At 39.4% G+C, this 11,033-nt stretch carries 10 protein-coding genes; 4 read left to right on the forward strand and 6 right to left on the reverse strand.

The window, feature by feature from the left end; translation table 11 throughout:
* Positions 1–2 precede the first annotated feature (2 nt).
* Together MTF64_RS02680 and MTF64_RS02685 are read right to left on the reverse strand one after the other, a co-directional pair.
* On the reverse strand, positions 3–509 hold the full coding sequence (locus tag MTF64_RS02680; protein ID WP_039972541.1) for a TetR/AcrR family transcriptional regulator: 507 nt from the start codon (positions 507–509) through the stop codon (positions 3–5).
* Between the two features lie 419 nt (positions 510–928).
* Positions 929–1,924: a transposase gene (locus MTF64_RS02685; protein ID WP_248450451.1), complete on the reverse strand. Its 996-nt coding sequence runs from the start codon at positions 1,922–1,924 to the stop codon at positions 929–931.
* 267 nt (positions 1,925–2,191) lie between these two features.
* Between MTF64_RS02685 and MTF64_RS02690 the strand changes: the two genes are divergently transcribed.
* Entirely contained in the window at positions 2,192–4,099 is a 1,908-nt protein-coding gene (locus MTF64_RS02690; RefSeq protein WP_248450453.1) for a tetratricopeptide repeat-containing diguanylate cyclase, read from the forward strand.
* A gap of 10 nt (positions 4,100–4,109) precedes the next feature.
* On the opposite strand, the gene MTF64_RS02695 is transcribed toward MTF64_RS02690, so the two are convergent.
* The 3 genes from MTF64_RS02695 to MTF64_RS02705 all read right to left on the reverse strand — a co-directional run bounded on the left by MTF64_RS02695 (position 4,110) and on the right by MTF64_RS02705 (position 4,920).
* The gene (locus MTF64_RS02695; RefSeq protein ID WP_248450455.1) at positions 4,110–4,328 is read right to left on the reverse strand and encodes a DUF6500 family protein; all 219 of its coding nucleotides are present in this window, start codon (positions 4,326–4,328) and stop codon (positions 4,110–4,112) included.
* Between the two features lie 26 nt (positions 4,329–4,354).
* Positions 4,355–4,612: a hypothetical protein gene (locus MTF64_RS02700; protein ID WP_248450457.1), complete on the reverse strand. Its 258-nt coding sequence runs from the start codon at positions 4,610–4,612 to the stop codon at positions 4,355–4,357.
* A 68-nt stretch (positions 4,613–4,680) separates the two neighbouring features.
* Positions 4,681–4,920, reverse strand: coding sequence for a hypothetical protein (locus tag MTF64_RS02705; RefSeq protein WP_248450458.1), 240 nt, complete (start codon positions 4,918–4,920; stop codon positions 4,681–4,683).
* Positions 4,921–5,236: 316 nt separating this feature from the next.
* On the opposite strand from MTF64_RS02705, the gene MTF64_RS02710 reads away from it, so the two are divergent.
* On the forward strand, positions 5,237–5,662 hold the full coding sequence (locus tag MTF64_RS02710) for a hemerythrin domain-containing protein (protein WP_004589589.1): 426 nt from the start codon (positions 5,237–5,239) through the stop codon (positions 5,660–5,662).
* A gap of 85 nt (positions 5,663–5,747) precedes the next feature.
* Here the strand turns inward: MTF64_RS02710 and MTF64_RS02715 are convergent, their stop codons facing one another.
* Positions 5,748–6,161 carry a hypothetical protein gene (locus MTF64_RS02715; RefSeq protein WP_248450460.1) on the reverse strand — a complete coding sequence of 138 codons (414 nt, stop codon included), beginning with the start codon at positions 6,159–6,161 and terminating at the stop codon, positions 5,748–5,750.
* 347 nt (positions 6,162–6,508) lie between these two features.
* Here MTF64_RS02715 and MTF64_RS02720 point away from each other — a divergent pair, with 347 nt between their 5' ends.
* Positions 6,509–8,863, forward strand: coding sequence for a TonB-dependent receptor (locus MTF64_RS02720; RefSeq protein WP_248450462.1), 2,355 nt, complete (start codon positions 6,509–6,511; stop codon positions 8,861–8,863).
* A 16-nt stretch (positions 8,864–8,879) separates the two neighbouring features.
* Positions 8,880–11,033, forward strand: coding sequence for a bifunctional TVP38/TMEM64 family protein/FAD-dependent oxidoreductase (locus tag MTF64_RS02725; protein ID WP_248450464.1), 2,154 nt, complete (start codon positions 8,880–8,882; stop codon positions 11,031–11,033).

The following is an 11,033-nucleotide window of genomic DNA, read 5'->3' on the forward strand; positions in this document are numbered from 1 at the left end:
CATTATATTAATTTAAGAATACTGTTTTTTGCTGATGTAACCGCCTCATCGCCCATAACTGGCCATGCACTCGACACTCCCTCGTGCAGCAAAAACAAGCTACTAGCCAACGATGAATTTAAACCTTGCTCACCTAGCAGTTTTTTTACGTCATTTTTATGTGTTTGCACCGCAAGGCTAATAGCTTCATCTTCAGGGAACGCCGACAACGCATTAATAGATAAACAGCCATTAGGCGCAAATTGCACCATCCACGCTTTTAGTTGATCAAACATGTGTAAAACCGCCTCAACTCCCGGAGCAGGTGCATCTTTAAGTAAAAAATTAATATAGCGATTATGGCGGTACTCAAGCGCAGCAATGATCATTGCCTGCTTTGACGGGTAATATTTATAAAGGGTGCGCAAACTAACGCCACTGAGTTTTTGCAGCTTAGCCACACTAGGCTCAGCAAAACCATGTTGACTAAAGGCCACCTCAAGCGCAGCAGCTATATCTTGTTTTAGCAAAGTGTTTAACCCATGTAGAATGAATGCTCTACCCAACATAGTAGAGCATTCATTCTACATGTCAACCAATACAGATTTATATAAAATAATAACTATGACACCCATCTTAAAATTAACAAACGAGGTAAGCCCTCGAGTTCAAAATATATGAGGATAGTGATAGATATGGCATCCCTTTAATCTTTCTTAGTCGTAATAAAGCCATAACTATGGCACCCTCTCTAATTATTTATAAATTAACAATGTAGTTAGAAATATATGGTTAGATTTATATGTTGATTTGAGATGTTGAGTGGTAATGGAGATGTTTGAGTTTATATACTTAAGCTTTTTATAATAATCTTATGGCCAATAAGAAACTTCAGGCACAATAAAAGCTCAGCAAAGCTAAGTGACATACTATTTATTTAACGGTTTTATTAGGCTAATAATTTTTTACTATTTGAATAGCTAGGCCTTCGCTTAATAGCTTGGTGTTTACAATAACTATCTAATGAACTTACACGCCCCACCGCTCCATGAAAAACATTGCCAAATTCGGTTGTAAGTTTTAACCAGTTCTCTGGCGCTATATTCAGACGTATCAATAATTCAGGTGTTGAATGCGCAATAAAGCCTATTTTATCAGCGCGAATACATCTGCCTGTTAATTCCACTAACTCTAAATACGTTTTTAATTCGAATGGTAAACCTTTTGGCGCGTATTTTTTAGGCTTTCCTGCAAAGCGTAATAACTGTTTTGGCTGCTTAACTTTTAACGCCTGGTTGCTTTTAAGTGCAATTGATTTTATGCGTTGTTTTACGCTCGTAAAGTGCGAATCCTCAGGTGTTTCAGCCGCTTTGGCGCGTATTGGATTTAAATCTACATATGCCATGCACGCCAACAAAGCAGCTTCATCTAGTAACGCTTGAGATTTAAATCGCCCTTCCCAAAATCGCCCTGTGCAGCCATCTTCTTTATTAGCTCGCCTTGCAATATTTTCGTTCAATGCTCGCATAAACCAGCTAATACTACTTAAGCGTTCTCGATACTGCTTTATGCTCTCATTTAAAAACCAATGTTCGGTAGCCGATAACTTCTCACCGCGTATAAATTTATGCGTGATAGCGGTGCCTTTAAAAAGCTTATGCCAACGAATTGCTATTGCTTTGTCGTTTAACCTATTAGCTTTTTTATCATCTACATACAACACAATATGTGTATGATTACTCATAACTGCGTATGCACAAACATCTATACAAAATACCTTTGCAAGGCTGATAAGCTTATCCTCTACCCACCCTCTTCTATGCGCGTAATTTTGTCCTGTAAAAGGGTCTTCACCACACAAATATGCCCGGCGAACACAGCGTGAAATACAGTGATAATATTTTGTATCTGCCAAACTTATTTGGCGCTTACGAGCAATAGCCATTACACAACTCTGTTTGTTATTTAAGCTAAAGCGTAGTCCGAGCTTGTGTTTTATACAACTATTTAGATGGGTGTCATGGTTATGTTTTAGATGGGTGTCAGGATTATTTTAATAATACTTTTCATACTTATTTACTAGAAAGTGCAGTTTTCAAAGGAATGTGGTGGTGTATTCCCTGATCTTCACCCAATAAAGTATTAACTTGTTATTTACAAGCAATGCTATAGTTAGTTATATCGTTTTAGGTGTTGATTCAGTAAAAAATAAATGACGAACAATATAATAATAAAAATCAATATGGTGTGGTTTCGCTTTTTTGCGCTCCTGTTATTTTTACTAACAAGTAGTGCTACATTTGCCAGTAGCTCTTCACTAACTTCCTCTGATATAAAATCAATCCAAAGCCTGCTTAGTGATATTAAAGCCAACAAGCTAGATTACCTTTTACACCAAAAACAACTAACCCACGCTTATAATGTCACTAAACATACAAAGCATAAACAGTTGCACCTTGAAGCGGCTGCCTTATTTTCAGAGCTACTTTTTCGACAAGAACAATACACCGCGCTAAGTACCCATTTGCTAATGTATTTAAAGAGTACTGAGCTTGTAACACATAAAAACAGTCACCTACTATTTTTAGAGGCTCAGCTTAAGCTTTTCGCAATTAACAAAGAGCTAAGTAATGCGCAATCGCTTGCTAATCAACTGCAAACGCAGCTAAAACAGCTTTCTCCAAACGAACAAATCATTGTTTTTCGGGCTATAGCCTATTACTACACCGAAACCGACGAACTTAAAAAAACGCTAAGTGCGGCATTAACAGGTTTAGAGCTTGCTATAAAAGAAGAAGACATAGCCTCGCAGGGCTACTTTTTTAGAAAAATTGCCGACGCTTACAACTACCTCTACAAAGATGATAAAGAAAAAGCCATTTATTACGCCCAAAAAGCGGTAGATGCCTACGAGCAAACAAACGACGGCCTATTTACGGCAAAAGCTTATTGGAGTTTAGGAAACGTATTACTTGAGGTCGGTCAGCCTAAAAACGCGCTTGTATACTTAAATAAAGCGCTGGCTTATTTTAGCAAAGTTAATATGAAAAAAGGTTTAGCCTTCGCTCAATATTCTATTGCAAATATTCAATACCTGCAGGGTAATTACGATACAGCTTTAATGCTTACAAACAAAAATATTGCACTTGCAAGCTCTGCCGGCATTAACGACATGCATTTAGCATCAATGATTTTATTATCAGACATCTACACAAAGCAAAATTTATTAAATAAAGCCAACCAAGTAAACGACGAAGTATTTTTAAACCTAGATAAATTTAGCCGCAGCATTTATAAGGCTGATTTTTTAAGCAAACGCTATAAATTAAAGCGCCAGCTTAACTTCACCGAAGATGCATTTAAAGCTATTGAAGATGAGCTTGCTTATACAATAAAACACTACGAAGCCACCAGCGAAACCAATATAAAAACCTTACAAGTTAAATTTGAAGTAAAAGAAAAAGAAGACAAAATTTTACAGCTAGAATACGAAAAAGACATAAACAAACTGCAGGCAACAGAAGAACACCAGCAAAAAATAATTTGGCGCTTAAGTGCTTCAATTGCCTTTATTTTAGTCATCGTGTCGCTGTTTTTATTTTACCGCCAAATGCGCCAACGTAAAAAATACCATGCTATAGCATTAACCGACTACCTAACTAACAGCTTAAACCGACGTGGCATTTTGCAAAAAGCAAATGAGTGTTTATCCCAGCAGAGCCTAGCAATAGCCATCGTTGATTTAGATTACTTTAAAGCTATTAACGACAAATTTGGCCACGATATAGGAGATTTAGTACTTATAAAATTTGCTCAAGCAGCAAAAGACACACTAAGTACTAACGATAAGTTTGGGCGCTATGGCGGCGAAGAGTGGCTATTTGTTTTAAAAACGCAAAATCGCGATAAAATAAACAACTTTTTTGAAAATCTTGAAAATAAGTTAGCGCAGTACTGCAGTCATATTGAGGCATTGCCAAGTAAAACGCACGTTACCTTTAGTGCTGGCGTGGCAATAAGTCATGCTAAAAGCGACTCACTCAGCGAGCTAATTAAACGTGCAGACCAACAACTTTATAAAGCAAAAGAAAATGGCAGAAACCAAATAGCAATCGCGTAAATATACGTTATTAGTCACCTTCAATAATCATTTGTTTTATTTTTATCGCTTTTTCAAAGTGATCTAACTTATGGATGTGTATCCACCACGTAGCGGCTTGCATCAGCAGCTCTGGATTGTCGTTTTTATTTGCAAAAAAAGCGTAAAAAGAAAGCCCTACGTTTTCGCCTTTGGCTGCTATTTTTTTATCGCATACAGCTATAATTTTTGCTTTTAGTTCTGCCTGCATACATACCTTATTTAATTGTATTTTAATTATCTAAATATACCGTTTAAAAAACTAACAATTAGCTGTAAAAGACTTCTATCAACAATACTATGATTCTCAAACTCTTTATTAGGCGTATTTACTTTTACAGCTTTGCATTCATTATTTAGCGGCTCATTTTTATGTATATTGGTTTTATAAGCTATATCAGCTTGCTTCATACATTGTGCAGAGCCCGCATAAGGCTTTGCCGCACAGCCAGTTAAAAATATACACAATGAAAATACAATTAAAAACGCTTTCATATTCAATCCTATTTTACGCACCCTTGTGCTTTAAATTATAGCTGTAAGTTTGCTTACTTAGTCGGCTATTAAAACAAGTAGATCAATAAAAACACACCAACTTCATCAAAAACAGTGTCGCCTTTAGCATCCTTTTTTATTTGAGCGCTTACACATTCATTGTAAACCTTTGAGCTTATTTTAGCGCCATTTAGCTCAGTCATTTCTGCCTCTTGTATGCATACACGTCGTTCAGAATGCTCGGCTGTACTACATGCACTTAATAACGCGCACAGTAATAATGCTATAGTGGGGCTTTTTAAGTTCATCCTTAAACTATCTTAATATCTAAAGTTTTATAAGAATATAGGTAAGGCAAGTATGTACAGCTTGTACCCAAATAATGCGCTACTTTACCACCTCAATAAAATACCCAACCAGTAAAAATATGTAAGCTTATGTAGCGTCAAAAGCAATCACCTCTTTTAATCTGAAAAAATTGCAGCTGTTTGTGTGTAAAAGTTACAGAGCAACGCCATCCAAACCAGCCAAAAGTACATTAAAGTCAACTATATCAACATATTAAAATCTGGCACTGCGCTTGCTTTTAAAAGTCTATAAAGCAATTACAGCAAGGAAAGAGTTATGAATATTTTTGAAGCGCTACGTCACGACCACGATAAACAACGCGAGTTAGTAGATGCCCTTATTCAAACGCACGGCGATACGCAGCAGCGCCACAAGCTAATGGACGAGCTAAAGACCGAATTAGAAGATCACGCAAAATTTGAAGAGCGTTATTTTTATAACCCACTTATGTTTGACGATTTAACGCACGAAAAAGCACGCCACAGTGTTGCAGAACACCATGAAATTGACGAATTAATTGAACAACTTGAAGACACCGAAATGAGCTCATCGGCATGGTTAGTTGCTGCTAAAAAATTGCACCATTTAGTGCATCATCATTTAAGCGAAGAAGAACATGAAGTATTTCAATTAGCGGGTAAAGCCCTAACCGAAGGGCAAAAAGAAAGCCTAGCTAAACAGTACAACGATGCCATGCATTAGTTATTAATTAAACCGACTTCCATACACTCCCTTGTGTACTTATTGGTTATAAGCCGTATGGCTTATAACCATTTTTTTTGCTGCGCTACTTAATGGTAAATTTAACGTCTTGCTCGCGTAACACATAAAGTGCAAAACACGCTGCCCACATTGGCCACGCTGTAAAAAACAATAAGTTATTAAAGCCATCAATATACTGATTATAAGATGAAAGCGTTGATAGGCCGTGCATTACAAATATAACGCCATAAGTAAGGCGCTTTTTAATACCCACTAAAAAAGCCAACACTAAAATAAGCTGTAACGCCCCCAGTACATAAGCAACCACATCTGTAGAGCCGCTAATACCATAAAAATGCTCAAAAATTCGTGCGCTATGCCTAGGGTTAACAAACTTATCAAACGTCCACATAATCATTACAATAAATACGCCTAGGCGTAGCGAAAAAAGCGACCACTGCAAACGATTTTGAAAGTCAGTACCTGTTGTACCAGTCATAAAATTTCCTTAAAACTAAATAATTTAATGTTGAAACTAGCAAGACCGCTCAACACATATTTTATTTCATCTTAATGTATAATTTTTTAATAAATTCTGTGCCCTGCTTTTGGTTTGTTTGCGTATAAAACCGCTATTTATAAATTAAGACCTATTATGGCAATAACTAACTACAGTATTTGTAAAACAAAAACATAGTGCCTAAAACTGAATAACGCTTTTGAGCAATGTGCTAAACTTTTAACGTTTCATTCTAAAAAACAAAAAGAATTAATATTTACTGAAAGTTATTCACAAAGCTGCAGGTCTTTATTGCCACATTCACACTAACCAAAATGAGAACCCTTTTGAAACATTCATATTTGGCACTTTTTATAGCCGCTTCACTCACACCTAATTTTTATGCTCATGCGGCACAATCTGCAGCTAATACCGACTCAATTGAACGTATTGAAGTAGCAGGCCAAACGATTAAATCTCAAGGGCTTTCTGTAAAAGATGCCACTATTAACGGCCCCTTCGGCGACAACCTTGCACTGCAAGACATAGCACGCTCAGTAACGCCTATTTCAAGCGAGTTAATAGAGCAACTAAATATTACTACCCTACAAGACGTACTAGCCGTGAGCCCAAACACTTACTCTGCAAGTGGCTTTGGTGCGCCAAGTTTACCTACTATTCGTGGCCAACTGGGTGAGCTTTTTCAAGATGGTACACGCCGCCAAGCAGGTAATAATGGCTTTGGCGTGCCGTTATCGTTCAATTCTGTAGAACAAATAGACGTAGTAAAAGGTGCACCACCTGTTTTATTTGGTTCAAGCCAACGTAACGGTGGTTTTGTAAATTTACACTCTAAAGCTGCCTCTACAGATGAAAGTAAAGGTAAAGTTAAACTCTCAGCCGGGCGATGGGATCAGTACAGTGCCCAGGTAGATTACACTGCCCCCATTATAAAAGATAAAGTGGGCCTTAGAGTAAGTTACGAGCACCTTGATGAAGGCAGCTACTACGATTACTCAGGCACTAAAAGCGACAGTTTATTTGCAGCACTACGCATATTGCCCGATGATAAAAGCAGTTGGGATATTAACTTTGAGCTATACCAAGTTGAATTTACCGATAACGCCGGTATTAACCGCCCTATCCAAGCCTTAATTGATGATGGCCTTTATATTACCGGCCAAGGCGTGCAAGCAAATGGCAGTACCGTACCAGCAGCGGGTTCAATTGTATCGCCTACTGGGCAAGTAAAAATAGATCGTAGCACCGTACTTACCGACCCTGATAACCAAAACGAAGCAACCACTTATTTAATTCACAGTATTTATAAGCGCGAGCTAAGTGCTAATGCCTCACTTAAAAACATCACGTATTTTCAGCATTTACAGCGTGAAGAAATAGCCCAAAACAGCTTCGTAGAAATTATAGACGGCGCCGATACAGCGCAAAACCGCACTGAGCTTACCTACCGTTGGAATAGCGACCAACAAACAATTTTTGCTTTTGACGTACGCTACAACAAAGTACTTGGCTACAGCCAATTTACTACCGAAGCCGATTTACCTATTGATTTAACTGGCCCACTTTCAAACCGCCGCATTCCCTTAACCGATGCACAAAAAGCACGTTTAGTAGAGCTAAGCCCAGGTGTATTTGTATCACCTGGCGGCCAATACGATTTAGATAACGATGGCAGCGGCGACTTTAACCTATCAGACACCACCGACTCACGCTCATGGCAAACGGGGTTTGCTATCCAGCAAGACTCAGATTGGGGTGATAAGCTTCATACTAGTGTGGGTTACCGCGTTGACTTTTACGATGTAGAAGCAAACGACCCTATTGCACCACAAGGTCAAGTGGCCGCAAGCGACAGCATTAATGAAACCCTGCATTCTGGCCAAGTTAGCTTTAATTACAAATTAAATAGTGATTACACCACCTATGGTGCAGCAAGTTATAACGAAGCAACATCAAACAGTATGGCGGGCGGTACATCGCTTGGCGGCGATAACACAATTAGCGCACAAAGTTTTGCAACCGAAAACACCTTAGTTGAGTTTGGCTTAAAGTACGCCCCAACCGACAGCGACTGGTACGCTGATGGCGCGGTATTTAGCCAGCGCCGTAGTTTACGTAATCGCGACGGCAGCAATACAGGTATTCGTACTACAGGTTTTGAAAGCCAAGTATTTTACGATGCCTACCCTTATTGGCTAAGTGCGGGCTACAGCTATATTGATGCTCGCTACGACAACTCTGCAAGCAGTCAAGATTCTGCTCAAGTAATCGATGCGTTTGACAATTCACGCCCAGATATTATTGCCGGTACCGGCGTTGGCGCACCAAGTTTTACCGCGTTTGCACCTTCAAACCGCCAAGTTCAGGGCATTCCTGAGCAGTCGTTCAGTTTTAATGGAAATTATTCAATTAATTCGAAATGGCAAATGGGTTTTTCAGGTCTATATACAAAGAGTTACCCATTAGACTTTTTAGCAACAGTTAAAATTCGTGATCAATACACGCTAAACGTTAATACTAGCTACGCATTTACGCCTAGCACTAAGTTGCGATTAGATGTAAACAATGTCACTAATCAAAAAAACTGGCGCCCAGTATTTGAAGGGGGTTACTTTGGTGCAACATTGGCATTCCCTGAACTGCCAATAAACGCAAAATTAACACTAACCCATAATTTTTAAGAGCGGTTGAGAGAACATGATTAAAAAACTATTTTTGGTATTGATTGCAGCAGCGGCTATAGGCTTGTTCTTTCACTTTAATTTACACCAGTTACTTACGCTTGAAGGCTTAAAAGGCTCGATGGATCAATTTAGCCAATATAAAGAGCAATCGCCATTATTGGTTTTTGGTGGCTTCTTTTTATTATACGTAGTGGTAACGGCTCTCTCATTACCGGGGGCGGCTATATTAACACTGGCTGCAGGTGCGTTATTTGGCTTAGTTGAAGGCTTACTAGTAGCCTCTTTTGCCTCTACGGTAGGTGCTACTCTTGCCTTTTTAGTATCGCGTTACTTATTGCGCGATACAATTAAACAACGTTTTCCTGAGCGCTTAGACGCTATTGACGCAGGCGTTGAAAAAGAAGGTGGCTTTTACTTATTTACGCTTAGATTAGTACCCGTATTTCCGTTCTTTTTAATTAACTTATTGATGGGTGTTACCGCCATTAAAGCATGGACCTTTTACTGGGTAAGCCAAATAGGCATGCTGACGGGTACATTTGTATTTGTAAACGCAGGTACGCAACTTGCGCAAATTGAGAGCTTATCAGGCATTTTATCACTCGATCTTATTTTATCGTTCGCTTTATTGGGTGTGTTCCCTTTTATTGCTAAAGGAATCTTAAACGTGTTTAAAAAACGTCGCGTATACAAAAATTACACTAAACCTAAAAAGTTTGACCGTAACATGATTGTTATTGGCGCAGGTGCTGGCGGCTTAGTGACAAGCTACATTGCAGCAGCAGTTAAAGCCAAAGTAACCCTAATTGAAGCCGGCGAAATGGGCGGCGATTGTTTAAACTACGGGTGTGTGCCAAGTAAAGCCATTATTAAAAGCGCTAAAATTGCTGAGCAAATTCGCCATGGCGAACACTACGGCCTTGAAAACGCGACACCGCAGTTTTCGTTTAAAAAAGTAATGGCACGTGTACACCAAGTAATTGCCGACGTAGCCCCACACGACAGCGTTGAGCGCTACACAAACCTAGGGGTAGATGTAGTTAAAGGCTACGGTAAATTATTAGACCCGTGGACTGTAGAAATTAAGCTTAACGACGGTGGCACGCAAACGTTAACGGCTCGCACGATTGTTATTGCCACAGGCGCACGCCCATTTGTACCGCCACTTCCTGGAATTGAAGAAACAGGCTATGTAACAAGCGATACTTTATGGACTAAATTTGCTGAACTTGAAGAAGCCCCTAAAAAGCTTGTTGTACTTGGCGGCGGCCCAATTGGTAGCGAACTTGCACAAAGTTTTGCACGCTTAGGCTCAAATGTTACGCAAATTGAAATGGCAGAGCGTATTATGATCAAAGAAGACTTAGAGGTGTCTACCTTTGCCCACGAAGCGCTTATTGAAAGCGGCGTAAACATTTTAACCTCGCATCAAGCACTGCGCTGTGAAGCCCGCGACGGTAAAAAATTCATTGTGGTAAAACATAACGATACCGAAATCGATATTGAATACGATGAACTACTATGTGCTGTGGGCCGAAGCGCTCGCCTTAAAGGTTACGGCCTTGAAGAACTCGGTATTGAAACTAATCGTACTGTAGTCACTAACGAATACCTAGAAACGCTTTACCCTAACATTTTTGCCGCTGGCGATATTGTAGGTCCGTATCAGTTTACGCACGTAGCCGCTCATCAGGGCTGGTACGCAGCGGTAAATGGCTTATTTGGTAATCTTAAAAAGTTTAAAGTAGATTACCGTGTTATTCCGTGGACTACGTTTATTGACCCAGAAGTAGCACGTGTTGGCTTAAACGAGCAAGACGCTATTGATAAAGGCATTGACTATGAAATCACTCGCTTTGAATTTGAAGAGCTAGACCGCGCCATTACCGACAGCGCCACCAAAGGCTTTATTAAAGTAATTACACCAAAAGGCAAAGACAAAATACTCGGTGTTACTGTGGTGTCTGAGCACGCTGGCGATTTAATTGCTGAGTTTGTACTGGCAATGAAACACGGTTTAGGCCTTAACAAAATACTAGGCACAATTCACAGCTACCCTACTTGGGCTGAAGGTAACAAGTACGCAGCAGGCGAGTGGAAACGCGCTCACGCACCTGAAAAAGTACTTAACATGCTTGAAAAATACCACACATGGCGCAGAGGCTAA

The organism is Pseudoalteromonas sp. 2CM41L (genome assembly GCF_023161905.1).
In the GTDB taxonomy this organism is placed as follows: Bacteria; Pseudomonadota; Gammaproteobacteria; order Enterobacterales; family Alteromonadaceae; genus Pseudoalteromonas; species Pseudoalteromonas atlantica.

Coding starts and splice junctions, on each gene's coding strand:
- MTF64_RS02685 (WP_248450451.1), bottom strand. CDS start 1,924: ATGGCTATTGCTCGTAAGCGCCAAATAAGTTTGGCAGATACAAAATAT.
- MTF64_RS02690 (WP_248450453.1), top strand. CDS start 2,192: ATGACGAACAATATAATAATAAAAATCAATATGGTGTGGTTTCGCTTT.
- MTF64_RS02695 (WP_248450455.1), bottom strand. CDS start 4,328: ATGCAGGCAGAACTAAAAGCAAAAATTATAGCTGTATGCGATAAAAAA.
- MTF64_RS02700 (WP_248450457.1), bottom strand. CDS start 4,612: ATGAAAGCGTTTTTAATTGTATTTTCATTGTGTATATTTTTAACTGGC.
- MTF64_RS02705 (WP_248450458.1), bottom strand. CDS start 4,920: ATGAACTTAAAAAGCCCCACTATAGCATTATTACTGTGCGCGTTATTA.
- MTF64_RS02710 (WP_004589589.1), top strand. CDS start 5,237: ATGAATATTTTTGAAGCGCTACGTCACGACCACGATAAACAACGCGAG.
- MTF64_RS02715 (WP_248450460.1), bottom strand. CDS start 6,161: ATGACTGGTACAACAGGTACTGACTTTCAAAATCGTTTGCAGTGGTCG.
- MTF64_RS02725 (WP_248450464.1), top strand. CDS start 8,880: ATGATTAAAAAACTATTTTTGGTATTGATTGCAGCAGCGGCTATAGGC.